21 protein-coding genes and 3 pseudogenes are annotated in these 24,837 nt (G+C 45.0%); 1 reads left to right on the top strand and 23 read right to left on the bottom strand.

The genetic code is table 11. The features are described 5' to 3' along the window. Window positions 1-28: 28 nt before the first annotated feature. The 20 genes and pseudogenes from hrcA to VZF35_RS18145 form a co-directional block, all read right to left on the bottom strand. Entirely contained in the window at window positions 29-1,069 is a 1,041-nt protein-coding gene (gene hrcA, locus VZF35_RS18240) for a heat-inducible transcriptional repressor HrcA (protein WP_407307190.1), read from the bottom strand. Between the two features lie 229 nt (window positions 1,070-1,298). Further along, window positions 1,299-1,514, bottom strand: a complete 216-nt coding sequence (locus tag VZF35_RS18235) for a hypothetical protein (RefSeq protein WP_407307188.1) — start codon at window positions 1,512-1,514, stop codon at window positions 1,299-1,301. A gap of 107 nt (window positions 1,515-1,621) precedes the next feature. After that, window positions 1,622-2,820 (bottom strand): annotated as a pseudogene (hemW, locus tag VZF35_RS18230) (radical SAM family heme chaperone HemW). 135 nt (window positions 2,821-2,955) lie between these two features. Continuing rightward, window positions 2,956-4,761, bottom strand: a complete 1,806-nt coding sequence (lepA, locus tag VZF35_RS18225; RefSeq protein ID WP_407307186.1) for a translation elongation factor 4 — start codon at window positions 4,759-4,761, stop codon at window positions 2,956-2,958. A 132-nt stretch (window positions 4,762-4,893) separates the two neighbouring features. Beyond that, the gene (locus VZF35_RS18220) at window positions 4,894-5,304 is read right to left on the bottom strand and encodes a GNAT family N-acetyltransferase (RefSeq protein ID WP_407314700.1); all 411 of its coding nucleotides are present in this window, start codon (window positions 5,302-5,304) and stop codon (window positions 4,894-4,896) included. Between the two features lie 141 nt (window positions 5,305-5,445). After that, a complete protein-coding gene (locus VZF35_RS18215) occupies window positions 5,446-6,564 on the bottom strand; it encodes a citramalate synthase (protein ID WP_407307184.1) in 1,119 nt (372 codons plus the stop codon). 21 nt (window positions 6,565-6,585) lie between these two features. Continuing rightward, window positions 6,586-7,422, bottom strand: a complete 837-nt coding sequence (locus tag VZF35_RS18210; RefSeq protein WP_407307182.1) for a radical SAM protein — start codon at window positions 7,420-7,422, stop codon at window positions 6,586-6,588. Window positions 7,423-7,457: 35 nt separating this feature from the next. Beyond that, the gene (locus VZF35_RS18205; RefSeq protein WP_407307180.1) at window positions 7,458-7,727 is read right to left on the bottom strand and encodes a 4Fe-4S dicluster domain-containing protein; all 270 of its coding nucleotides are present in this window, start codon (window positions 7,725-7,727) and stop codon (window positions 7,458-7,460) included. 33 nt (window positions 7,728-7,760) lie between these two features. Continuing rightward, window positions 7,761-8,141: a NifB/NifX family molybdenum-iron cluster-binding protein gene (locus tag VZF35_RS18200; RefSeq protein WP_407307178.1), complete on the bottom strand. Its 381-nt coding sequence runs from the start codon at window positions 8,139-8,141 to the stop codon at window positions 7,761-7,763. 11 nt (window positions 8,142-8,152) lie between these two features. Continuing rightward, window positions 8,153-9,478 (bottom strand): nitrogenase iron-molybdenum cofactor biosynthesis protein NifN, encoded by a 1,326-nt coding sequence (gene nifN, locus VZF35_RS18195; RefSeq protein ID WP_407307176.1) that lies wholly within the window; start codon window positions 9,476-9,478, stop codon window positions 8,153-8,155. Window positions 9,479-9,482: 4 nt separating this feature from the next. Continuing rightward, window positions 9,483-10,837 (bottom strand): annotated as a pseudogene (gene nifE / locus VZF35_RS18190) (nitrogenase iron-molybdenum cofactor biosynthesis protein NifE). Between the two features lie 30 nt (window positions 10,838-10,867). After that, entirely contained in the window at window positions 10,868-12,295 is a 1,428-nt protein-coding gene (gene nifK, locus VZF35_RS18185; protein WP_407307174.1) for a nitrogenase molybdenum-iron protein subunit beta, read from the bottom strand. 14 nt (window positions 12,296-12,309) lie between these two features. Further along, window positions 12,310-13,746 carry a nitrogenase molybdenum-iron protein alpha chain gene (gene nifD, locus VZF35_RS18180; RefSeq protein WP_407307172.1) on the bottom strand — a complete coding sequence of 479 codons (1,437 nt, stop codon included), beginning with the start codon at window positions 13,744-13,746 and terminating at the stop codon, window positions 12,310-12,312. Between the two features lie 36 nt (window positions 13,747-13,782). Then, a pseudogene (gene nifH / locus VZF35_RS18175) lies at window positions 13,783-14,609 on the bottom strand (nitrogenase iron protein). Window positions 14,610-14,802: 193 nt separating this feature from the next. Beyond that, window positions 14,803-15,186 (bottom strand): P-II family nitrogen regulator, encoded by a 384-nt coding sequence (locus VZF35_RS18170; protein ID WP_407307170.1) that lies wholly within the window; start codon window positions 15,184-15,186, stop codon window positions 14,803-14,805. 3 nt (window positions 15,187-15,189) lie between these two features. Then, complete coding sequence (locus VZF35_RS18165) at window positions 15,190-15,507, bottom strand: P-II family nitrogen regulator (RefSeq protein WP_407307168.1); 318 nt, start codon at window positions 15,505-15,507, stop codon at window positions 15,190-15,192. 345 nt (window positions 15,508-15,852) lie between these two features. Continuing rightward, window positions 15,853-16,281, bottom strand: a complete 429-nt coding sequence (locus VZF35_RS18160; protein ID WP_407314698.1) for a HutP family protein — start codon at window positions 16,279-16,281, stop codon at window positions 15,853-15,855. 238 nt (window positions 16,282-16,519) lie between these two features. Beyond that, window positions 16,520-18,088: a murein biosynthesis integral membrane protein MurJ gene (gene murJ / locus VZF35_RS18155; protein ID WP_407307166.1), complete on the bottom strand. Its 1,569-nt coding sequence runs from the start codon at window positions 18,086-18,088 to the stop codon at window positions 16,520-16,522. Between the two features lie 133 nt (window positions 18,089-18,221). Continuing rightward, window positions 18,222-19,310 carry a stage II sporulation protein P gene (gene spoIIP / locus VZF35_RS18150; RefSeq protein ID WP_407307164.1) on the bottom strand — a complete coding sequence of 363 codons (1,089 nt, stop codon included), beginning with the start codon at window positions 19,308-19,310 and terminating at the stop codon, window positions 18,222-18,224. Window positions 19,311-19,414: 104 nt separating this feature from the next. Further along, entirely contained in the window at window positions 19,415-19,744 is a 330-nt protein-coding gene (locus VZF35_RS18145) for a phage holin family protein (RefSeq protein ID WP_407307162.1), read from the bottom strand. A gap of 186 nt (window positions 19,745-19,930) precedes the next feature. Here VZF35_RS18145 and rpsT point away from each other — a divergent pair, with 186 nt between their 5' ends. Further along, window positions 19,931-20,203 (top strand): 30S ribosomal protein S20, encoded by a 273-nt coding sequence (rpsT, locus tag VZF35_RS18140; RefSeq protein WP_407307160.1) that lies wholly within the window; start codon window positions 19,931-19,933, stop codon window positions 20,201-20,203. A gap of 65 nt (window positions 20,204-20,268) precedes the next feature. Here rpsT and holA read toward each other — a convergent pair whose 3' ends face one another. The 3 genes from holA to VZF35_RS18125 all read right to left on the bottom strand — a co-directional run bounded on the left by holA (window position 20,269) and on the right by VZF35_RS18125 (window position 24,659). Further along, window positions 20,269-21,273, bottom strand: coding sequence for a DNA polymerase III subunit delta (gene holA / locus VZF35_RS18135; RefSeq protein ID WP_407307158.1), 1,005 nt, complete (start codon window positions 21,271-21,273; stop codon window positions 20,269-20,271). 201 nt (window positions 21,274-21,474) lie between these two features. Further along, window positions 21,475-24,006, bottom strand: a complete 2,532-nt coding sequence (locus VZF35_RS18130; RefSeq protein ID WP_407307156.1) for a ComEC/Rec2 family competence protein — start codon at window positions 24,004-24,006, stop codon at window positions 21,475-21,477. Then, the gene (locus tag VZF35_RS18125) at window positions 24,003-24,659 is read right to left on the bottom strand and encodes a helix-hairpin-helix domain-containing protein (protein ID WP_407307154.1); all 657 of its coding nucleotides are present in this window, start codon (window positions 24,657-24,659) and stop codon (window positions 24,003-24,005) included. Before VZF35_RS18125 ends, VZF35_RS18130 begins: the two co-directional genes overlap by 4 nt. Window positions 24,660-24,837: the final 178 nt, after the last annotated feature.

Below are 24,837 nucleotides of genomic sequence, written 5' to 3'. Positions count from 1 at the left end.
GGAATGAACCAAAAGGTTCAAACACCACTTAATAACCCCGTGGTTTACCCCGCACTAACACTTCTGTTAAACTTCGCGTCATAAAATCCACAATTGCAATCACTTTAGCATAATTCATTCGCGTTGGTCCCAAAACCCCTACGGCACCGATGGTCTTTCCATTGACCTTATAAGTTGCCGAAATCACACTGCAATCCTGGAATTCCTTCAGAGTATTTTCTCCACCGATCGTTACATTTAGTCCTTCTTGGTGAGGAAGCAAAAGTTTCTTTAGAGGTTCATTTTCTTCAAACACTCTAAATAGGGTTTTGACTTTATTTAAATCCCGAAATTCGGGCTGATTAAGCATATTGAGAGTTCCACCCAGATAAATTCTTTCTTCTTCCTCATCATCATCTAAGATCGCATCAAGCATTTCCAAGGCATTATCAATCAAATGTCGCTGCCGAGATAATTCACTATAGATTTCATGCAGCAGACTTCGTTTCACTTGGTTTAAAGAGTACCCTCTCATTTTCTGGTTGAACACCCCAGCCACACGCTGAAGATCCTCCGCCGTTAGATTTTCTCCCACATCAACAATATGATTCTCTACAACACCATTTTCTTTGACAATGACCATGATAACTTGACCAGGTTGATAGGGAAGAAAATGCATCTTACCAAACGCGCTTTTCTCTTTATGCGGGCCAAGGACTATGCTAGTCAAGTTCGTCAACTCTGACAGTAACTTGCTTGCATGTGAAACAACCTCTTGAATTTCATGAATCTTTTTTGTACCTTCTCGTTCAATGATCTCCTTGTCCTCATCGGTAAGAGTTTGAGCATCCATCAAACAATCCACAAAATATCGATACCCTGCATCTGAAGGGATTCGTCCCGCAGAAGTGTAAGGCTGCTCGATAAAGCCCAATTCCTCCAAATCCGCCATCTCATTACGAATCGTGGCAGGAGAAACACCCAGATCAAATTTTCGAGCAATTGTTCGCGAACCAATCGGTTCAGCGGTAGCAATATAATCAAGAACAATCGCTCGAAGAATCTTTTGTTTACGTTCGTCCATTTGCATTTCATGCTTCCCGCCTTTCCAGTTAGCTGAGCGTTGTTAGCACTCTCCTCTAATGAGTGCTAACATTTTATGTCTTCACATTACCACTCTCTTTTATCTTTGTCAAGAATCATTTTGCATCGAATAAGGCATACAATCAGGGACTTTTAATATAACCGGAAACTATATTTGGCTCTCAACCATACCACTACAGACGCTGCACATAACATGTGCCGTCACCCCAAACCTCTTAGTCATTCACTTCATTCTGACCGTCCCCCCTCACCCCCAAACCAGGACGCAGTGTGACACAAGCGCGAACGTCTTTACGTAAGCAGCTTAGCAAACTTCCGTTTAAGCGACCGACCCCAGACACGGGGCAGTGAACAAGGATGTTCACTGCCGCCATAGCGCCATGGACGACGGCACAGGACGTGCCTAGTGCAGGGTACGCCAAGGATGGCATAGTACCCTGCCGGCGCTTATGGCGGGAACCCCGCTCCCCAGCCCAGTCGCTTGAACGGTTAGTTTGCTCTGCGTCGTATGACTGAACGCTGGGTCACACTGCGTCCCCTATACAAACTCCTGTAAAATCATATTAGCCACAAACGCATACTTAGAATTCAAACATAAATTATCACCTTTTATTTCAAAGATATCCCTATTACAGTAGCGTTCCAATACATCTCCATAAATATCCCTAAGGTCAACACCAAAATCCTGACGAAACCTGGTGAAATTCACCCCTTCTCGAAGTCTTAACCCCAAAATCATGCGTTCCGCCATACAGTCTTTAAGTGATAAGATTTCCTGGCCCTCTTCATCGAGTGGTTCTTTTCCTTTTAGAAGACTGCTTTGATAAATTAGAACATCTTCCACATTTTTTTGCCGTACTCCGTGCAAACAAGATACCCCCCAGGCCCTAACCCCAAATAGTCTTCCCCACGCCAATAACCTAAATTATGCCGACACTCAAACCCCGGAAGAGCAAAATTGGACGTCTCATACTGAATATAGCCTGCTTTTTCCAAATGTCTCACAGCCCATTCCTGCATCTTAGCTTGAAGCTCGTCATCGGGCAGTTCCCCGTAATTCTCAATTTCAGTTGATACTTTGGGAACTACAGTGTTTTCTGAGATTGTGCTCTTGGAGTCTCCCATGAAACGAGCATACAAAGAAGTTCCTTCCTCCAACATCAACCCATAGAGAGAAAGGTGTTCAGGTTTAAAGGATAACGCTTCTTCAAGCGACATTTGCCAAGACGCCATATCTTGTTTCGGAAGTCCGAACATCAAATCTAAATTCAAGTTTCTAAATCCTACGTCTCTTAAAAGCTCAATGGCCTCTCGGGCATGCTGAGCAGTATGCACTCGGCCAACAGTTTTTAAGAGCTTATCATCAAACGCTTGAACCCCCAGAGAAAAACGATTTATTCCGCATTGCCGCAGAAGGACTAACTTCTCTCGTGTAAGAGTACCCGGGTTTCCTTCAACCGTCTTCTCCGAACCTTCATAAAAGGAAAAATGATGGGTTATCAGTCCCATTAGTCGTCCTAAATTCTCAGGGCTTAGTGCCGTTGGCGTCCCTCCCCCTATAAAAAGAGAAGATACCCCTTGCGGAGCATCTTTTTGTCGATGAGCCATTTCAACATCTAAACCCTCTAAATACAAGGATACAAGCTCCCGGGAAGAATCCTTCAACGCATGAGAATAAAACGCGCAGTAATCACACTTCTGAAGACAAAAGGGAACATGGACATACAGAGAAGGCATAAGGAGCACACTCTCTTCCTACTAATTTAGACTCGAACACGTTAGAAACTTACTGCTTAGTCTGGAAACGCTGCGAAATATAGAAATTTCAGTATCTGTTAGAGTAGTTCTAGCCCTTAGTGTACATTTTCAACCCTAATCTTCAATCTTTAAGACAGCCATAAACGCGTCCTGAGGAATTTCTACGTTTCCAACTTGTTTCATACGTTTTTTCCCTGCTTTTTGCTTCTCCAAAAGTTTGCGTTTACGGGAAATGTCTCCGCCATAACATTTGGACAAGACATCTTTCCGCATGGCCCGCACCGTCTCCCGAGCTATAACCCTATTTCCTATTACTGACTGAATCGGAATCTCAAACATCTGCCTCGGAATAATCCCTTGGAGCTTCTCAACGAGTTTTCTTCCCCGATTATAGGATTTCGTCCGATGAACAATGAATGACAGCGCATCCACCATTTCGCCGTTCAAAAGAACGTCAATTTTGACTAAATCTGACTCCTTATAACCCGACAACTCATAATCAAGCGAAGCATATCCTTTAGTCCTCGATTTAAGCTCATCAAAATAATCGAAGACGATCTCACTTAGGGGAAGTTCGTACAATAATTTCACTCTGCTCTTTGATACATAATCCATGGCCAAATACGATCCGCGCTTCTCTTGATTGAGCTCCATAATTGCCCCGACGAACTCGGAAGGAACTAAAATCGTCGCTTTAACTACAGGCTCTGCGATACTCACGATTTGATCCACAGACGGGAGATTTGAAGGGTTGTCAATGTCCAGCACTTCTCCAGGGATAGTATTCACTTTATAGATAACGCTCGGCGCCGTGGTAATAAGGTTTAAATCGTATTCCCGCTCCAAACGTTCCTGAATAATCTCCATGTGGAGCAAGCCTAAAAAGCCACAGCGAAAACCAAACCCCAAGGCAGCTGAGGTTTCCGGTTCAAACACTAAGCTTGCATCATTCAAATGAAGTTTCTCTAAAGAATCGCGCAAGCGATTGTAATCGTTTGTTTCAACAGGGTAAAGTCCGCAGAACACCATTGGGGTCGACTTTCGATAACCAGGTAAGGGCTCAGCGGCAGGACGCTCCGCGTCCGTAATTGTGTCGCCCACCTGGGTGTCTTTAACATTCTTGATACTTGCAGCGATAAAGCCTACTTGTCCGGCTTTCAGTTCTTCGACAATTTTCATAGCAGGCGTAAAAACGCCCACTTCTGTCACTTCAAAGACTTTCCCAGTAGACATCATCTTCATCGTCGTCCCTTTAGCGACCCGTCCTTCAACCACTCGGACATAAGAAATCGCGCCCTTATAGGCATCAAACTTCGAGTCGAAAATCAAAGCCTTTAATGGAGCTTGATCGTCTCCTTCAGGAGCAGGAACCATTGTCACAATTCGTTCTAAGATCTCCTCGACTCCTATTCCAACCTTTGCGGAAGCTAAAATAGCGTCACTGGCATCCAAACCAATCACATCTTCAATCTCCTGCTGAACCCGCTCAGGCTCAGCGCTGGGAAGATCGATCTTATTAATCACCGGAATAATTTCCAGGTTATTCTCTAAAGCCAAATAAACATTAGCCAATGTTTGGGCCTCGATCCCCTGAACCGCATCCACTACCAGCAAGGCCCCTTCACAGGCCGCCAAACTCCTGGATACCTCATACGTAAAATCGACATGACCCGGCGTGTCAATGAGATTCAGCTCATAAACCTCGCCATCGTTAGCCTTATAACTCAGACGTACTGCCTGTAGTTTAATCGTAATCCCACGCTCACGCTCTAAATCCATGGAATCAAGGACCTGTTCTTCCATTTCTCGTTTGCTTAAAGCTCCAGTATATTCAATCAGTCGATCCGCTAATGTCGATTTGCCATGATCAATATGCGCAATAATAGAAAAGTTACGAATACGTTGTGAAGCCTGTGCCAAGGTCTTCCCCCTCATTTCTTAATCCAGACGTAATGTTTTGAATTCAGGCGATGTCATCCTAAACATAAAGTATATCAGATATAGAGGGAATTCCGCAAGAATCGTGAAATTATCTTCTTGACAGGGGCTTTGTCACACGAGCCTCCCTTTGCGCAAACACACCAATTCAGTACATTTCCAATTCATTTTTTGGTAAAAACCTAAGGCCGAAGTGTTGTTCCGGTCTGCCAATAACTGAATACGACTCACACCCCGTGCACTGGCCCAAGCTTCAACAGATTCAAGCAGCCCCTTTCCTATACCTCGTCCTCTCCAATCCTCTTCAACAACTAAATCTTCAATTAAGGCCACAATCCCGCCCTCGGCAGTAGAGACTAAAGTCTGTACCGAACACATACCCACGACTTGTTGTTCTGCTTCCGCTACCATAATACAGCGTTCACTGTTCTCACTCAGCATCATTTCCAAACCACGCTTCTGAGTCAACTTATCGATGATAAAATCAGCTTCTATAGAAAACAAAACCCCGAGCAGCCTAGTCATACTGCTGATATCGGTCTGCTTTGCTTTTCTAAACCTATAATCCGCGATCCGATCACTCACAGCTTACCCTCCTAAACTCAGCAAAGGCCTTCTTTCGATGCAGCTATGCTCAAAGAAGGCCTTTGCTGTATGGATTTTGATCTAGCATGTACTCACGACGATTTCCATAATGTCATCTTCTCTCAAGATTCTTTTAATTTCATGAGATCGCTGTAAGATTTTAGTCAGAAGATCATCGATAGTTTCCTGGTCAAGTTCTATCCCTTTTTCTTTCAGGAGCCGTAAGATACTTTTCCGGCCAGAGTACTTGCCGAAAGACGTCGAGTGTTTTCGTCCGACGCTTTCGGGTGGATAGGTTTGATAGTTGGCAAAATCTTTTTTTATCCCGTCAATGTGAATTGACGAAGTATGAGTAAAGACATCCTCCCCAATAATAGGTTTTGCCCTAGGAATTTGGCGTTCTGTCGCCAAGCTTACCAATAAACCAATGGAATTCAGACGTTTCAAGTCAATTCGCACCTCCTCATAGAGAGCATATTTGAGCGCCACCGCCACTTCTTCAAGGGCTGCATTGCCTGCCCGCTCTCCCAACCCTCCAACCGTTACACTTAGAGCTCTAAAACCTGCTTGAACTGCCGCTAGGGAATTAGCCGTGGCCATACCTAAATCGTTGTGGGCATGAAATTCCATAGGAACACAAGACATCCTTGTTAGATCCTGCAGCGTAAAAAACAATTTCAGGGGTTCAAGAATTCCCACCGTATCAGCAAAACGTATCCTATCCACCCCTAACTTTTCAGCTTCCGCTAATAGTTCCGCCAGAAAGATGAAATCCGCCCGGCTGGCATCTTCCAGGCCTAAAACAACATAATCCACTTCTTTTCGGGCATTAACAATGCATTTCCCCATCTGTTCAAGGACCCACCCTCGATCTTTTCTCAGCTTGTTCCGGATTTGCTGGTCCGAAGAGGGAATGGAAACCGCAACTCCCTCAACCCCAGTCCTATAACTTGCTTGGAGATCGGAAAGAACAGCCCGGTTCCAAGTTATAAGGCGAGCCGGCAAGTGAAGGGCTGCTAACTGGGAAATTGTTTTAGTTTCCGAATCCCCCATTGCCGGAACACCCACTTCCAGCTCGTCAATCCCGGCATCTGCCAAAGCCCTGGCAATCATCTCCTTTTCCCGGAACCCAAACGCTACACCCGGCGCTTGTTCCCCATCCCTTAAAGTAGTGTCACATAACATAATTCGTTCAACCATGCCTGATACCCCTTTTCTGTTTTAAAGCAAACCAATCGCATCAGCTCGACATTGTTGGCAATGCTGCATCTGAGGCAGAATTTGAACCATACTGTTCCTGCAGCTCGCTAATAATTCTTTAGAAGGGGCCTTAAGATGAGCAAACTTTGCCTGAGGAATTAAAGGGACGATGTTGTGAATATTGGCACCTCTTTTTTTGATTTCCAAACCCAAACTATAAAGAAGCTTATCATTGACTCCCGGAATGAGCACCGTGTTAACTTTCAAGGTCATCCCCGCCTCTGCGGCCATCTCCATTCCAAGCAATTGATTGTTAATCAGTATCCTTGCTGCGCTAGGGCCAATCAAAGTTTTTCCTTGCCAACGAACATAACCATAAATTTCAGCGCCAACCTTCTCATCCAAAGTATTAATCGTAATCGTGAGGTGAGACACTCCGATCTCAGCCAGTTCCTTAATTTTTTCCGGCAACAGCAGCCCATTGGTGCTTAAGCAAAGAATCATGTCAGGGAAATCTCTTTTTACTCCTCTGAGAGTATCAAAGGTTGCACTGTTGGCTAAAGGGTCTCCTGGGCCGGCAATTCCGACAACCTTCAGCTTTGCTCCGATATCAGAAGCCTTAGCCACTTTGACGGTTTGCAGCGCTTCTTCGACGGTTTGCACCCTGCTTGTTACTCCCGGGCGGGATTCATTAGCACAATCGAATTTGCGTACACAATAATTACAAGAAATGTTGCATCCAGGCGCCACAGCCAAATGTATCCGCCCGGTTTTGCCATGTCCATGGGTGGCAAAGCACGGATGCCCAAGATTCAAGTGGGGTCCGTTTCTATTTCCTCGTTGACATTCAATCTGCATCTCAATCCCTCCAATCACATTTGTTTTATAAAAAATCAAGCTGATTTTGCTTTAAACGAATGAGCCTTCCGCACACAAATACTGCCACAGGATTGACACCCAATGCATTGGTCTTTATTAGAGATTATGGCGACATGACGTTCAGTCCCCTCATCATCCTCAAAGCTCTCCAAACCAAGACATTTTTGAACACATAATTTGACACATCTTCCACAACCAAAGCATTTGTCCTTATCGATCTCTTCGACATATAAAGGGGTCCAAGGCAATCCCCCAAATGTTTTATAATCCTGTAATTCACTCAATCTTTGTCCCCCCTTTAAAATCACCTATTTAAATTAAGCCATTTTCTTTTTTAACCAAGGCGGCAATTTCCCGGAATTGAACAATTGAATCAATTTGCCTAACTCATCATAAATCTTCGTTCCTTCCGGTACTTTCAAAGGATGAATCCCGCTCTGAACGAGACGTGCTGCCGCAGGGCCTCCGATCTGTGTACAATAGACTATGGCACATTCTTTTAACTTGCTGATCCTGGCATCAACTTTATCCTCCGAGTCCTCCATATTCTCCATACTTTCAGAGGTGTGGGCAAGAATTTGGGTTCTATGAGTAAAACCTTGCTTATTTCCTCCAAACTCATAGAGCTCAAAGGAAGGCGCGGAAGCAAAATGTGAGTCAATGGATTCTCCATTGCTGCTGGCAAAGGCTATAAACATACCTATACCTCCTAACTTTGTGAGTTTAACGTATCAAAAAGAAACTGTTGGGTGCCTTCATAACCAATCCATCGCTTTTGTGGATAACCAACACGATCAAAGACTGGCATCCCCGCTCTTAAATGGGGAATCTTGAGCAATGTTGCAGCTTGGCGTCCATTAGAATTCGCAATGATTAAACTGCTGCGTTTCCCTCGTTCTTCGAGATCCTCCAGATCTCCCACTTCAATGGGAATCGGCAAGGATAGTCTGTGTATCCCTCCCTGGGATGCCGCCAACGCTGCAGAAATTTCGGAACCAACCTCAACCAGACAAGAGGCCAAACTATACAGGAGATCCGCCTCAAGGGCAACAGCGACTTTAAGCCCCCCCAATTGATCATGAAAGTCAACCATAGTATCCAGTAAACGATCTCTTTGGCGGAGCAGTTTCTCAGGTATTGGCTTACCCGCTGCCTTAGCCAAGGTCAAGACAAAGGAGTCAGTTGCTGCAAGACCGGTCAATGATGGGAAGTTGACATGAGGAATAGCATACGTTCGCTTGAGAAACTCTCCTGCTTTCTCCATACTCAGTCCAAAGGAAAAACAAGCGCTGCCTTTGGCTAAGCGTCGAAAATCTCCGAGCAGCGTTCCACCTTGAACCACCGGGGCTGCTTCCAGTTCAGCATGACCATCCAGAGAAATCGAGAGGTCGGGAACAGTAAGGGGTTGGAAGCCGAATAAGACAACAATCTCTTTAAGTTCATCCACATCGCCTGGGGTCAAATGACATCCAGGCAATAACACGACTGTAGGTACGTCTTCAGGCGCAGCAATTATTGTTGCGTCTAAATCCTCCTTGTTTCCGTCAGTAGGGTCTTCCGCAATTTCTGTATGAACTGCTAACGTCGTCAGCAAAGATTCTACTGTTCTCTGATACCCTTCCTGCATAGAACCGATATAATCGGGTGTACTTGCCAGCACAACCGGTAAACCAAGTAAATCCGTTCGTTCAGAGCGAAGACTTGAAAGAGCACTCACCATGTCGTCTCCAAAGGTTTCTGTAAGACCTGTACTCATCACGCCGATAATTTGGGGACGATATTTATCCGCTGCCACAGCAATCCCTTTCTTAAGATGTTCCCAGCCGCCAAAAATAGCGGAATCTTCTAAAAGAGCAGTGGAATTCAAGGGAATCGGTTCCTTAAAGTGCCTGGAAAGCTGTAAGCGAATGAAGGAAGAACACCCCTGAGAACCGTGCAGTAAGGCCAGAAGCCCATTCACCCCCAGAAAGGCCAGAGTCGCTCCCAAGGCAGGGCTGTTTTTTTGGGGATTACCCTGATATGATTTTATATTCATAATGTTACCCTCCCACAGGGGGAAATTCTTCTCTTAAATACCCCCATACCGGACTAAGCACAGTGCGCGTTAAAGACTCCGCGAAAGTAACCATTCCTTGATAACCAGCATAAGGAAGTTTTCGTCCGTGGTTAATATCCAGGAAAGGAGTTCTCGTCTTATGCGCTAAATACTTTGTCTTTCCACCGGCAACAATCAGGTCCGGTTTTTTCTCAGCTATAATCTTTAAAAAACCCGCTGAACTGGTGTCTTCAATAATTTGAGCGGAAGGGTCCATAAGTTCTTTCATGCGTTGAAAATCCTCCGGGTGGAATTCTGGGTTCCTCCAGCTAAAATATTGATCCCTAATTCAGCCAAGGTAGAAACCATAGACCAGGTTTTAACTCCCCCGGTGAACAAAATGGCTTGTTTATTCTCCAATAGCTTTCTGTGTTCAGCGATAATCTCTCGTGTTTCGAGCTCCCGCTTTTGAACATAGGCCTGTGTTCTTGTCAACAAATCAGGGTCTTGAAGTGCTTTGGCAATGTTGAGCAAAGTTTCGGAAGTATCGTGAATGCCGTAAAACGATCCCTCAATAAAAGGTATCCCATACCGGATTTCCATCTTCCGCGCTAAATTAGTTAAGCTTTTAGAACAAATCAAGACGTTAAGGCAGGCTCGATGGGCTGAACGTATATCATCGAATTTTGCATCCCCGGTAATAGCCGTTTGCAAGGTGATTCCTAAGTTTTTTAAGTCCGGTAAGATCCCCCAGAGATCGCCGGCAATGTTATACTCCCCAATCAGATTAATAGAAAGAGGGATTTTCTCCTCTGGACCTCCGCCTGTGCCTATAACCCGTTCAAACAAAACTTCTCCCGCAATACGATTTCCAATATTTTTATCTCCTAAAAAGCCGGGAGCGTTCACGGGAATCACTGGAATCGTCAGCTCTGCTTCTGCTTGCTCACAAATCTTGCTCACATCGTCTCCGATAAGAGCAGACACACAGGTCGCATAGACAAAAATCGCTTTAGGCTGATGTTGGAAGGCAATTTCTAAGATACTCTCTTTGAGCTTCTGCTCTCCGCCGTAAACGACATCATTTTCCATAAGATCTGTCGTCAAACCTCGCCGATAAAGTTGGGAACCAGAGGAGCGAGCTCCTCGGTTATCCCATGAGTTCCCTGCACAAGCAATCGGTCCATGAACAAGATGAGCGACATCCGTAATGGGCATAAGCACAACCCTTGCCCCATCGTAAGCGCAGCTTCGCTCTGCCCCTTCACCGGGCAGGGCCTTCATGCATAATTTAGGCGAACCGGCTTCCGCCAGGGAATGTTTATCTTTAAGATCCAATTTTGTAAGATTGGTAAACATGAACGACCCCTCCGTTCTAAAACGCGTTTCTTAGCGCATTAATTCAAAATAGGTATCCGTTGAATTCCGGTCCTTTTCCTCCAAAAACGTATTGGCAATCATGGTTATCAGGTTTATAACTCCGGAATATCCAACAATCGGATAGCGATGGAGATTCACCCGATCGTAAATTGGTATGCCTATTCTGACTAACGGGATATTGGCATCACGAGCAGCATACTTGCCATGGCCGTCACCAATCAGCATATCGACCGGCTCAGTAACCAGCAGAGAACGCAAGTGCCAAAGGTCTTTGCCCGGATAGAGAGTAGCACCTTGACCATAAGGGCTTGAAGAGAGTAATTTCTCCATAGCTTTTTTAAAAGGCACTGTGGAGTTCGTGCATACGATATGAACGGGTTCTCCTCCCATTTCCAAGAGGAACGAGACAAGGCCGATCAGAATATCCGGATCACCAAACAGGGCAAACTTCTTGCCATGAATATATTGATGAGCATCTGTCATGGCATCGACAGCCCGTCCTCGTTCAATGGTAATTTCCTCGGGAACTTCTTTGCCCGTGAATTTGGCAACCGCCTCAATAAATTTGTCCGTTCCCCCAACCCCGATGGGCATAGGAATGGTTTCCACAGGGACTCCTTTGCCAGTAAGATATTTACCCGTAGTCGGTGTAGTATAAGATTGTAAGCATAAATAACTCTTGGCATTTAACGCCTCGTTCATTTCTGTAATGGGTGTTCCGCCGGGGAACAGTTCGTAGCTGCCTAAATTCGGGGAATCCAAGACATCACTATAGTCGGGTAACAGGGTATACGGCGCACCCATAACTTTGAGATAACGCTTATATTCACGAAGATTCGACGGATAGGTATCAAATCCAGGGACGACATAGAGTCTGTCGTTGATTTTTTCTTCCTGTCTGGGCTCGGCTAAACATTCGATGAGGCCTTTAAGCATCGAGTCATACCCTGTGATATGAGATCCCTTAAAACTCGGAGTATTAGCCAGAGCAACCGGAAAATCTTTAGGTATCGACTCTTGTTCTTTGGCATTCCCTAAATAAGCCTTGATATCGTCTCCAATGACTTCAGCCATACAGCTTGTAAATACCGCCATCACTTTGGGACTGTAAACCGTATAAGCGTTTTTCAAACCTTCATGAAAGTTTGACTGTCCCCCAAAAACCGCCGAGTCCTCAGTCATGGAATCGGATACAGCCGCAACAGGTTCCCGGAAATGCCGGGATAACGTACTGCGGAAATAAGCGGCACATCCTTGAGAACCATGAACAAACGGCAAACATCCCTCGATCCCCAGAGAACAAAGCAGGGCGCCAAGGGGTTGACAGGCTTTGGCCGGATTGATGACCAACTTTTCACGGGCAAAATTCTTTTCTCGGTATTCCATACTATTAAGCCAACTTTTTGTTGCCTTTGTACAACTTTCCATGTGTGTCATCCTTTCTGCCCAGCTTATTTGGTCCAGGGAGCTTTGATAGACTTCCAGGTAGGGCTGTTAATGGCCATGTCCATATCTCGGGCAAAGATCGGAAATCCTTGGTAGCCATGATAAGGCCCTGAATAATCCCAGGAATGCATTTGTCGGAAGGGCAGACCCATTTTCTCAAAGACGTACTTTTCTTTAATCCCCGATCCAACTAAGTCAGGCTTCAGCTTATTGACAAACTCTTCAAGCTCATAGGCTGTGACATCATCGTAAATGATCGTTCCGTCTTTAATATTGGCCATGGTCTTGTCATAATCTTCGCTATGGGCAAATTCGTAGCCTGTTCCGATAACCTCCATACCTAAATCCTCATAAGCTCCCACTACGTGTCGAGGGCGGAGACCTCCCACATAAAGCATGACCTTTTTGCCTTCCAGGCGTGGACGATAGGTATCGATGACCTTTTGCATCTCAGTTTCATATTTTTTGAGAACGGCTTGAGCTTTTTCCATAATGCTGTCATCAAAATGCGCAGCAATTTTGAGAATGGATTCTCTGATCTTAGTCGGTCCAAAGAAGTTGAACTCCAGCCAGGGAGTTCCGTAGGTTTCCTCCATGTGTCGGGCAATGTAATTCATACTGCGGTAACAGTGGATCAGATTCAGCTTGACGCGATGTCCGTTCTGAAGCATTTCCAAAGTGGAATCTCCTGTCCAGATATTGACAACGTTTAAACCGATTTCTTCCAGAATTTTTTTACTGGCCCAAGCATCTCCGCCAATATTGTAATCGCCGATAATCCCGATATCGTAGGGTCCAACTTCTCTTTCCGGACCTTTGCCTAAGAGATGATCCCTAATTGCATCATTCGCGATATGATGACCTAAGGATTGACTTATTCCTCGAAATCCTTCACAACGAACCGGAATAACTGGAAGCTTCAATTCCTCACTCATGCGCCGCGCGACACTCTCGATATCATCTCCAATCAATCCGACAGGACATTCCGAGAGAACAGAAACCCCTTTGGTATTCGGAAATAGTTCCACAATCTCGTGAATAATCTTCTCCAGCTTTTTGTCTCCTCCGTAGATGATGTCGCTTTCCTGAAAGTCGGAAGTGAATAAGAAGGGGACAAAGTTATCAATGCCAACTTCACCTTCTGCTAAGTTCCTGCGGTTCGCCCAAGAGTAATAGCCACACCCGACAGGTCCATGAGAAATATGTGTAACGTCCTTCACCGGCCCCCAGACAACCCCTTTAGCCCCTGCATAAGCACATCCCCGTGCTGTCATAAGACCCGGAACTGTTTTGGCATTGGATTTAACGGCACAACTGGCGCACTCATTATTTTCTTTGACCGTAATATGTTGTCTCCGATTCTTTTGGGCCTTTTGCGGATAAATCTCCAGTACTTCTTCGACAACCTTTTTCCTAAAGTCTGTTGTCTCCATTATGCTCATAAGAATGTCCTCCCTCATTTCCATCGCTGACCGATACTACATCTCCATAATGCCAAATTCCATCATCAAGGCCTCTAATTCATCCATACTGAGCGGGGTCGGAATGGTTAGGTTGGTGTTATTCTCAATCTTTCTGGCCAACTCTCGATATTGATCTGCCTGAGCATGGGTAGGATTATATTGAATCACCGTTTGTTTGCGCACTTCGGCACGTTGTACCTCATTATCTCTGGGCATAAAGTGAATCATTTGGGTATTTAGAGCTTTAGCCAAGGCTTCAATGAGTTCCTGTTCCTTATCAACAACACGACTGTTGCAGATCAGGCCGCCCAAGCGCACGGTTCCAGTCAAGGCGTACTTTAAGATCCCTTTAGAAATGTTATTAGCTGCATACATAGCCATCATTTCACCGGAGGTTACAATATAGATTTCCTTCGCCTTATTCTCCCGGATCGGCATGGCAAATCCGCCACAAACAACATCCCCTAAAACATCGTAAAAAACATAATCGGTATCCGACGTATAAGCCCCGTTTTCTTCCAAGAAGTTAATGGCAGTGATAACCCCTCGTCCTGCACAGCCTACCCCTGGTTCCGGCCCCCCGATTCAGAACAACGTATGCCTAAAAAGCCTTCTACTAAAACATCTTCTAATTCTAGATCTTCGACAGTCCCTCGTTCCCGGGCCAGATCCATGACCGTTGTCTGAGCCTTACTATTCAGAATCAAGCGCGTGGAATCTGCTTTAGGATCACAACCCACAATCGTAACTTTCCTTCCCATTTCAGCCAGAGCGACGACCGTGTTTTGAGTTGTCGTTGATTTACCGATACCGCCTTTGCCATAGATTGCGATTTGCCTCATGAAAATACATCTCCTTTTATCTCAAACCTTTCAACAGGAATATTTATTTAGCGATCCTTTAAATCTTCATTGCCTAACCTCAAACCAAACCTTTAATTCTTAAGCCATAACTCTTTTCTTTTAAACCCTTGCTCTTAAACCTTTGTTCTTAAACTAATACCCTTAATGTCTAAGACGAACATAACTCTCTTAATTAAACTACCGCCTCGCCTCCGGTTTCCCCGGTGCGTACCCGAACTACCTCTTTCAGCGGACAAACAAAGATTTTCCCATCCCCCATATGTCCCGTCTGATTTGCCTTGATGATTAAATCCACAACCTTTTTTACCTGATCATCCTGCACCACAATCGTTAACAAACGTTTAGGAATCCAATGAAATTGGGGTTCATCGGCGTGTACTTGGTTTATCACAAAATTCAATTCCGGATCAACTTCCGCCGCCCACCCTCCGATTCCCCCTTGTTTCCCGCGCCCCTCCACGCTTTGAATCGTCAAAGCCGGAAAACCAGCATCCTCAAAAATCTTTTTGGTGGCAGGAACCTGATGGCGTCGAACAAATGCCATAATTTCTTTCATTAATTACAACCCCTTTGTCCCTTTACTCACGGTATAAGCTTCATCAACTTCGGTCACAAAAATTTTTCCATCTCCCATCGTTCCGGTTTTAGCATTCTTCAAGATAACCGAAATCGCCTCATCCAGTTTTTCATCCTCAATGACCAGGAGAAGCATGGTTTTCGGAAATTCGTCATAAACCACATCTCCGATTCGAATCCCTTTGGTCCTGCCTCGGCCGAAAACGTGCATTTTTGTCAATGACGGCATACCTGCTTGGGCTAATGCTTCAGCTACCTCCTCCGTTTTATCGGGTCTAACAATTGCTCTAATCATCTTCATAATCATCATCCTCCCTCAAATTTTGGTCTACGAGATCCTTTTGCTTCAGTTCACTTGAACTAAGGTAAAATACCATCGCCTCACCTCCCTTAGTCTGCAAGCAACAACCTGACTCAACAGCGCTTTTCGAAATACCGGCTGCCATGATAACTATCAAGAAAAAGACAAAGAGGGCCCCTATTTTCCAATTTAGGGCCCTCTAAAACACTTTTCCGCTCCAAACCTTCACTTGGTTTGGTGCCCGGATATGAAATTTATCCTAAGTCCTCACGTTTGGTACTACAACACTCAATCGCTAACACTTGATCACTCTGGAGCTGATATTGACACACTTAACTACTTTAATCAAAGATGCATAAACCCTAATCCCACTCGAGCATGCTCTAAAAGAGGGTGCAAGGACGAACGGCCAAAAATGGCTACAGCAATCCATTGCGTATCGGTAGTCAAACCAATTTTTAAGGCGAAGCTGGCATTGCTGTTCGTATGAATAAAGATGCTGTTGCTCGCTTCCAAGGTTGCATGGATTAAAGCGTGAATTTTTCGGTCTTCTTTAGGTATCACGCCCGTGTTAAAAGCAGCCGACATCACTGAACTCGTCAGTTTCCCCGTATGCTGCAGAGTTGAGACCGTTCCTCCAAGTTCCGTTACGCCACAACGAAAATTTGCAGACTCCTGAAGAGATTTCTTAAGTCTTTCTTCCTCCTCTCGTGTCTCAGTCATAGCTAAAAGGATAGCGGAACGCTCTAAGGAAGGCTTTGCTCTATCTGACATAGAACCTTTCACAACATGCCCTCCTTTCAACAGAAACAAAAAAAGCCGTCAGATATCTTAACAACATCTTGACGGCTTCATTGCCGATTTATTAACACTAATAATAGTTAATATAGTAACTGACAATCAGGAATTTGTCACAGTCTATAATCCATTGTATCCTCTTAAATATGCCCATAATTATTATTCTTCTCTAAGATACCATCGGAATACGCTTATTTTCTAGATATTCCGAATATCAACGTCTCCCTATCTTTCGTTGCACTAGACCCATCGTCTGTTCAAATTCTTCCATTCTTAGCAGCCAAGCCATCCCTGCAAAGACAATAACCCCGATAGCTGTTCCTGAGATCAGAACAGTAATTGAAGAGATTGTACGCACACCGATTAAACGAGTCAGCCACTCGTTCCATCCCCAGATCACAAGCGCCATAAGGAGAGACGCTGTCACAGTCTTGACACTGGTCCAGAACAAACTCCTGCCATTTATTTGCCTTAATCGCTTACGCAATACGTAAAAAAGAAGCAGCATATTGACAAATGCCGAAATGGTGTCCGCAAAAGCCAGCCCTCCAACCGCTAGTGGGCGTATCAATAAAAACATGCACAAAATATCAATGGCCATAGATACAATTCCCAGTATCACTGGTGTCCACGTATCCTGCAGAGCATAAAACGCCCTTGGCAGAATTTGAATCACAGACTGTGAAGAAATTCCCAGGGCAAAATACAGCAAAGGAATTGCCGTTCTCAAGGTGTCATCCGCGGTAAAATGCCCATGCTGAAAAAGTACTCGAATCAAAGGATAGCGCAAAACGATCATTCCAACCGAAATCGGCATTGTGATAAAAATCACCATACGAATCGTTCTGGATATGGTTTGGCGCAGTTTATCCCATTGGTTTAATGCCGCCTGCTCAGTCATCGTCGGAAAAGCGGCGACAGCAATAGCTAAAGCAAAGATACCCACTGGCACTTGGAACAGACGGGAAGAATACCAAATTGCCGAAATACTTCCCGGAAAAAGCATGGAGCCAAAATTGTTGTTCACAGCAATTTGAATTTGATTTAAAGAATAACTCATAATTATGGGAACGGCAAGGGCAGCAATCCGCCGAACACCGGGATGATGCCAATCAATGATCGGATAATAACGCACCTTTACTTTCCGCAAAGCCGGAATCTGAACAGCAAAGTTTACGATAGCCCCCACTACAACCCCCACAGCAAATCCGGAAATACTTTCAGGTTTCGCCGGATTGGCCAAAATCGTTCCAAAAAAGATGACGCACCCATTGTAAAGCACTGTCCCTAAAGCTGACGGCCAGAAAATCTTATAGGAGTTTAAAACTCCCATCGTCAGACCGCTGAAAGCCATAAAAAGAGGCTGCAATAAAAGAATACGAGTCAAATGGGTTGTAAGCGCAATATCTTGGACTTTAAACCCGGGAACCATCAGCCGAATAAACTGCGGTGTGAAAAAAAGGCCAAGCAGAACAAACACACCAAGTGTCAGGAAAATCAAGTTCACAACTGAACTGGCAACCCGCCAACCCTCGTCTTCATTCTCTTTAGCGATATATTCCGAGAAGACAGGAATAAAAGCTGCACTCAATACACCGCCCACAAGCAGCCAATATAATAGATCAGGAAGAATAAACGCTGTGTTATAAGCGTCGGTGACTCTGCTTTGCCCGAAAAAGCCTGCAATTAAAGTCTCGCGCAAAAAGCCCAAAATTCTCGAAGCCATTTGAGCAGCCATTAAAAATCCGGCAGCCTTTAAAAGTGTGCGGTTGGTTGATGACATATTGAGCTAACCTCTTCTCCCCGTCGTCCTAATCTACCCCCCGCATTATAGCATTTTTCCATCCGGGATAAAAGCGAGAACAAAGGAAATCAGCGAATAGAATCAACGTGTAACGATCCCGCCGGAACAGCTCCTACTGCGACTTTAGCCAATCTGCCAAAATCTCAGCGACCGCCTCTGCCGCTCCATTTGCTTCCTCCAACGTATTGAGTTGACTTCCAAATTCTAACAATAGCCCACCATCAGACAAGTGTTGATTATAGCGGGCATCGGCAGCGTAACTAATATTCTGATCAAAAAGCCCGGGGTATTTTTCATTGCCTAGTGCAATCAGCTCTTTAGCCAAGGCCTCATTTTTTTGCCAATGGGGATTTTTCTTCCCAATAATCACTAATACGTTGCTTACCTGCTTTCCCTTGACCATAACGGTTGATTTCGGAACACCGGGAGGGAACCCATCTCTGTGGATATCAAGTAAAACCTTAATGGATGGATTATCTTCCAGCATCTTGGTGGCCGTATTGACTGATCTGGAATAAGCAGTCATAAATTGCTCGGCATCGTGGATCTGGAGGGAGTGAACGGCCCCGATGCCCTGTTGGCCAAGAGCATTTTTTAAGGTTTCAGCAACTGTTACGACATCTCCGTTTTCTCCCGTTCTGCGTTCAGGACCTCCGTCCCCTGTATAACATTCGCTATTATGAGTATTATAAATTCCCACCAAGATCTCTTTGGATCCCGGGACCGGAGCCGCAGGAGGAGCGACTGCCGTATTGCCTCCTGATTTTGGCGCAGTTTCTATAGGTTCAAGAATTGGACCTTCAAACTCCGGATCGTTCGGATTATAAGCCCACCCCAACCAAACCGGTCCTTCAGGCGGAGGAGAGAAATAACTGAGAAAAAACGTCCGAGGATCTGCCACGTTCACACCCGTTAACAAAAACATGCCAACTGCTACGCCTTGACTCCGTACCTGATCCAAACGTGCCCGTTCAGGCTGAGAGTATCCCGGAATCCCCTCCATTAGAACTGCTTCAAAGGGAAAAGATTGCTGGGTTAAAAAACGTACCAACTGTGCAGAAGTTTCGCTCTTTACGGCGTATATGAAACTTAGGAGAACAAGACAACTCACAAGCACTAAGAAAAATCCCCTTGCCCATTCTTTAAATCTCCATATTCGGATTTTTTTGCGGTGATAGCGATAAAAATCTTCTTCTAACAAAAAACTTGTCCCCCTTTCTCCTATTGAAGGAGTATGAGAGACAAGCTCAACCTAGAACTAAAAATTAATGTTTCCTAACTTCTAAGCTCATATTAGGCACGTACTTAACGGAGTGTTGTAGGCACAAAACTATCCACAATACCAATGACTAGAGATGCCAGTAAAGCCCCGATAATAGAAACCGAAATAGAACCTGGTACAATAAACTGACTTAAATAAATTACCACAGCCGCAGTAACAAACCCGATAGAACCACGCCCCATACGGGATATCTTGTTTCCAAAGGCCAATTCAACAAGATACCCCAAAACAGCAATGACTACGGCGGCAATAAGGGCACCTGTGAAACCAGCCACTCGGAGACCCGGAACAATATAGCTCACTAACAACAAAACCACAGCAGATACGATAAATCGAACGATCGCTCCTAACATTGAAAGACCTCCTATTCTCACACTTTTTTTGAAAACAGTCCTAAAGTACGAGCTTAGTTTTAACGAAAAACCCGAAATTTATTTATATCAATAAAAACCTTATTTTCCTTGATAATTATAAGTCATAATGTTAAAATGTAGTTTGTGTACAACTGAGGATATCGAAACCAAAGGGGGTGACTATTAGTGCCAAACATTAAATCTGCCATCAAAAGAGTTGAGTTGGGAAAAGCTCGCATGATTAAGAATGCTGCTGCGAAATCTACCTTACGGACGACCATTCGCCGTTTTGAAGAGTCAATCAGCACAGATTCAGAGACTGCAGCACTCGCTTTGAAAAAGGCTACTCGTGCTTTGGATAAAGCCTCCTCCAAGGGTTTGATTCATAAGAACCTAGCAGCTCGCAAGAAATCCCGTCTTACTAAGAGATTTAGTAAGCAGTTTTCGCAAGTGGGTTAAGCTATAGCTGCCAAAAAAGAGAGCGACGATTACGTTGCTCTCTTTTTTGTATGCTCAGAACTAAATTACCCTTGACTGCAAAATTTAGCAATCATAATTTCCAGTAATAGCCCGGGATCTCCGCCGCTTGTCTTTAAGGCCAGATCTGTCTTTAAGCATTCATGTAACGCTTGAGACAATTGTTCAGTCGATAAACGAAGGGATTGCTGCCAAACTTTCTGGGCTTCATAGGGTGAAATACCCAAGGAAGAGGGAACCTCGGCAAGGCTTCCGCCTCGCTCCCGCAAAGCATTACAGCCTAGCAGCAGGCGAACTTGACGAACCAGCAAGGTTAAAACCTTCAAAGGGTGCTCTTTACGCAACACCTCATGCAAAGCCTTAATCGCTTGCTTAGCGGATCGACTCGCTACAGCATCCAAAAGTTGAAAAACACTTGCCTCAATTGTGCGGGGAGTAACCGTTTGGAAATCTTCCTCAGTAATCGTCTTGCGCTCTCCCATAAACGTATCAAGTTTTTTCAACTCTTGGTTTAGAACACCCGCCTGATGTCCTGCCCATTCAATAAATTGAGCCGCGACCTGATGACTGATTAGTTTCCCGTGAGTTTTCGCCTCTGCTTGAACCCACTCGATCCATTCCTGCTGTCGTTTCGGAGATCGGAATTCCAGAATTTCCCCTGCTTGATCAAGAGCCTTGTAGAACTTTCGTCCTTTATGCACACTTTCAGCGATAAATAGAAGACAAGTTGAAGGATTGGGATTTTTCAGATATTCCAGGAAAGGTTCGAGATCAACCGTTTGACCATCTTGGAAATAGGTCACATCTTCAACAACCACCAGACGGTTGGCAAAGAAAGACATCGAATTAGCTAAATCACAGATCTCAACCGGAGAGAAATCTTTAGGAGAAACGCGCTCAATCCCGCTTCCAGAGGGATCTGTCCGATCATAAAAGGATTTAAGGACATGATAAGCCTCTTGGATTAGGAAACGATCCTCTCCATACCATAAATAAACGGGTGGGATTTTACCCTCCGCTACATCCTTCTTAATTTGTTCGATTTCACGCATTAAATCCACCCCCCGTTGCTATTTTAATAGAGGCCTCTAAAAAAAGCCAGATTATACGTCGCAAAATCATTGTAAAATAAAAAGCCCTCCACGATCGTCGGACCGTGAAGGGGCAAAGAAAGAGGAGGAGAAAAGAGATGTTCCTTGTTATTGTTACCCAATATTTCCTTTTTATACATAGGTAATCACAAATGGGAAAAACTATCTATTTTTTATTGAAGCATTTGATCTGCCAGGTATGATTTCTATACCTCCCTCTCTCAATAATACCCTTATGGTCCCCTGTTCATCCGTGCGATAGACTGGAATGTGACGATCTCCCCAATACTGCAAAACCTCAGGAGCAGGGTGACCAAATGTATTCTTTCCCACAGAAATTAGGACAGCGCGAGGATGTATTCCATCAAGCCAAGGCTTATCAAGCGAAAACCGACTCCCGTGGTGAGGCTCCTTGAAAACGTCCGTTTCCAAATCCACTCCCGTGGCAGCAATCTCCTCCATTTCCTCCTGTTCCATATCCGCCGTAAGGAATACATTTTGCCCTAAATAATTTAATTTCATGACCAAAGAATTGTTGTTCGGGTCCGAATGAGTGTCATGAAGTACTTGCTGGGGACCTAATACATCGAGCCATGCCCCAGAATCCAGCTCGATTCGATCTCCGGTTTGCAAAGTTTTCATCTCTTGAGAATTACTCGTCAGACCCAAAGGAAGCCCAGCTCTCCACTCTTCACTCTCTAAACGTTCACCTACATTAGGCACCCCAATCCAATCTGTGGGAATATTCTCGACCACTGCCCGAATTCCCCCAATGTGATCCTGATGTTCGTGGGTAATCAGGGCAGCATCCAAATGGTGTATTCCTATTTGCAGTAAATAAGGCAGGACAATACGCTCCCCAGCATCGAATTGATCGTTCCGAGGTCCAGCATCAAGCAATACAGCGTGTTTTTCAGGCGTACGAATTAAAATTCCATCCCCTTGTCCCACATCAATGATATCCACTTCCAAATCGTTTGGAGTATTCCATGGATTCCAAAGTAAAAAAATGATGAATATCACACATCCTAAGCGCAAAAACAAACGATTTGAATGAAATAAACCGTCCTGAGACATCTCTGCATTGAAGCCCAGCAGCCTATTACCGATGCGCGATGCTATCCTTGGAGCAATGAATTCTAAGCGTCTCTTCAAGTAGAGAAACTTTACTTTAATGAGGAAAAACACGCGTTCTTTTCCCCATACAGCAATACCAATACCTCCATACCAGATTATCCAAAAAAGCGGGCCTGGATTAATAATCCAAACATCTGCATATGGGCAGCCAGCCAGCAGCTTTAAGCCTTCGTTCGTCACTGCTAAAAGCCATAAACTGACCTGGAAAAAAGGAGCACACAGCCACCATGAAAAGGATACGATCACTCCTATTAGACCTACTTCAAGTACACTTCCCAAAACGAAAAGAATGAACACATTCGCCACCAACCCGATGAGAGACAATCGGTGAAAGGCGGCTATTAAAAGAGGCAAAGTGGCCACTTGAGCGGCAATCGTGCTCGCCAGAGGATATCGCAAGAGCGTCGGCACTCGTTCCAACGACGCTTTCCTCAAAATCCTAGGGGCTAGCACAACCATCCCCCAAGCCGCGGTAAAGGAAAGCTGAAACCCAAGATCACGAATGATCAGGGGATTCAGGATAAAAAGTCCCGCCCCAGCTAAGAACAACCAGCGCAGCGCAGCCACTCGCCCTCGGCCAAAGCGGCCTAAAAGAAGAGCAACTCCTAACACTGTGGCCCGAACAATTGGGGCATTTCCCCCACATAGGGCTGCGTAGAGGAGCAAAGCCAAAATGGAACCGATTATCCGTATCTGCTTCGGCATAAAACATAAAACCATCCACACCAAGCCCAGAACAAAAGCAACATTTGACCCAGAAGCTGCAAAAACGTGCAGTACACCCGTCACCTTGTAGCGTTCTTGAATCTCATCCGGAATACGACTTGAATCCCCAAAGAAAATCCCTTCCAGAACCCCGGTTTCTTCTGGATCCCAGGCCTCCAAGCGAGATCGCACGTTCTGGTGGATTTTCCACGTCAAGCTTGGAGTTCCAACTGAAAGAAACTTAACATCTCCTTTTGCAGTCAAGCTTCCACTAAGTCCCCTCACGCTATTGTATAAACGCAAGTCAAAAGCACCTGGAGTGCCCACCGACTTAGGCCTTTCCAAACGCCCTTGGAATTGAATATGATCCCCCGGCTGAACATCTTTCCACTCACCGGGAACCTGTCCCAATTTATTGGCATAAACGGTCAGACGGTACGTCTGGCCCGCCAATTCATGCTCTAGATCCTTAGGATTATAACCGGTCTTACTTACCTCACCGACACTCGTATCAGCATCCTCAACCAACAAAGTTCCTAAACTCTTATCAACTCCTAAGTTCCAATCCTTTAACACACCTGCGATCTCGACATTATCTAAGGTAACCGGTTCCGGCAACGTGCGCTCCGCTAAAGCTCCATACATAAATCCCAGCAAAAAACTTGCACACAGCAGAAGTATTTCAGGTCGATACACCTTGCCAAAAAAGTCACGAGGCCGCCAAAAGAGCAGACGTATCCCCAATAAAACAAGAACGCCCAATCCCCATATCCACAGCTGTTCCGCCAAAAAAGCTCCACAAAGACCTCCACTCAGAAGGGCTGCTGAACGCCCAATCCATGGATCTTTCATGGGCTTACCGTCACTTGCGAAGCCATTTTCTCATACGTCTTAGCTCCAATACCCACGACATTTTGCAGATCTTCTGCTTGAGCAAACGGTCCATGCTCTGTCCGATATTGAATAATCCGTCCTGCTAATGACGGTCCAACACCCGGGAGCTTGTCCAAATCAGCTAACCCGGCAGTATTAATATTAATCTTTCCATCAGTTGATACAGCACTAAGGCTTCCAGAGCTCATCGTTCCAACGCTAACAGTCCCAGAACCCGCTCCATTCGTTGAACCAGAATTATTTTCCGGAGCACCGCTGGCACCAGCTGACTGGTTTCCCGCAACCGGAGCCCCAGTGGAAGCGGGAAGGTTCTTATAAGGTACTGTAACCTTTTGTCCATCCTTAAGTTTTTCCGCAGGATTCATACTGTCTATATTTGCCTCCGGCAAAAGGCGAACCTGCTTTAAAGCATCATCCAAGCGAGCATCCAGTGGTAAATGGACAAGCCCGGGTGACTCGACTGCTCCCGCAACGTAAACCACAATCTCACGACTTGCAGAAGTTTTCTGAAGATATGCATTAGAACCATGTGGTAAAAAGAGCTTCCAAATGGCCAAAGCCACAAGCCCAACCAAGACAAACCACCATACGTAACGCAGCTTACGGTCCATGTACAGATACCTCCATAATTCTTCAGTAGTTCCTGGTTCTTTAGCTCTATGTTTCTTCCTCAATCTCAATATCTGACAATAAGTCGTCAGATTATCCCCCAGATGTCATACCCTCGCTAGCCAGAAAGCAATGTTATCTTGATTCGTTTCATTCCTTTTTTCTCCTGCCGCGAAGTAT

This window comes from Desulfosporosinus paludis, assembly GCF_045689965.1.
Classification (GTDB): domain Bacteria; phylum Bacillota; class Desulfitobacteriia; order Desulfitobacteriales; family Desulfitobacteriaceae; genus Desulfosporosinus; species Desulfosporosinus paludis.
The sequence above is the reverse complement of the archived record's forward strand: the minus strand, read 5'-3'. Positions and strand labels throughout refer to the sequence as shown.

Coding starts and splice junctions, on each gene's coding strand:
- hrcA (WP_407307190.1), bottom strand. CDS start 1,069: ATGCAAATGGACGAACGTAAACAAAAGATTCTTCGAGCGATTGTTCTT.
- VZF35_RS18235 (WP_407307188.1), bottom strand. CDS start 1,514: ATGCCATCCTTGGCGTACCCTGCACTAGGCACGTCCTGTGCCGTCGTC.
- VZF35_RS18220 (WP_407314700.1), bottom strand. CDS start 5,304: ATGACTAGGCTGCTCGGGGTTTTGTTTTCTATAGAAGCTGATTTTATC.
- VZF35_RS18215 (WP_407307184.1), bottom strand. CDS start 6,564: ATGGTTGAACGAATTATGTTATGTGACACTACTTTAAGGGATGGGGAA.
- VZF35_RS18210 (WP_407307182.1), bottom strand. CDS start 7,422: ATGCAGATTGAATGTCAACGAGGAAATAGAAACGGACCCCACTTGAAT.
- VZF35_RS18200 (WP_407307178.1), bottom strand. CDS start 8,141: ATGTTTATAGCCTTTGCCAGCAGCAATGGAGAATCCATTGACTCACAT.
- nifN (WP_407307176.1), bottom strand. CDS start 9,478: ATGAATATAAAATCATATCAGGGTAATCCCCAAAAAAACAGCCCTGCC.
- nifK (WP_407307174.1), bottom strand. CDS start 12,295: ATGACACACATGGAAAGTTGTACAAAGGCAACAAAAAGTTGGCTTAAT.
- nifD (WP_407307172.1), bottom strand. CDS start 13,746: ATGAGCATAATGGAGACAACAGACTTTAGGAAAAAGGTTGTCGAAGAA.
- VZF35_RS18170 (WP_407307170.1), bottom strand. CDS start 15,186: ATGAAAGAAATTATGGCATTTGTTCGACGCCATCAGGTTCCTGCCACC.
- VZF35_RS18165 (WP_407307168.1), bottom strand. CDS start 15,507: ATGAAGATGATTAGAGCAATTGTTAGACCCGATAAAACGGAGGAGGTA.
- VZF35_RS18160 (WP_407314698.1), bottom strand. CDS start 16,281: ATGTCAGATAGAGCAAAGCCTTCCTTAGAGCGTTCCGCTATCCTTTTA.
- murJ (WP_407307166.1), bottom strand. CDS start 18,088: ATGTCATCAACCAACCGCACACTTTTAAAGGCTGCCGGATTTTTAATG.
- VZF35_RS18145 (WP_407307162.1), bottom strand. CDS start 19,744: ATGTTAGGAGCGATCGTTCGATTTATCGTATCTGCTGTGGTTTTGTTG.
- holA (WP_407307158.1), bottom strand. CDS start 21,273: ATGCGTGAAATCGAACAAATTAAGAAGGATGTAGCGGAGGGTAAAATC.
- VZF35_RS18130 (WP_407307156.1), bottom strand. CDS start 24,006: ATGAAAGATCCATGGATTGGGCGTTCAGCAGCCCTTCTGAGTGGAGGT.
- VZF35_RS18125 (WP_407307154.1), bottom strand. CDS start 24,659: ATGGACCGTAAGCTGCGTTACGTATGGTGGTTTGTCTTGGTTGGGCTT.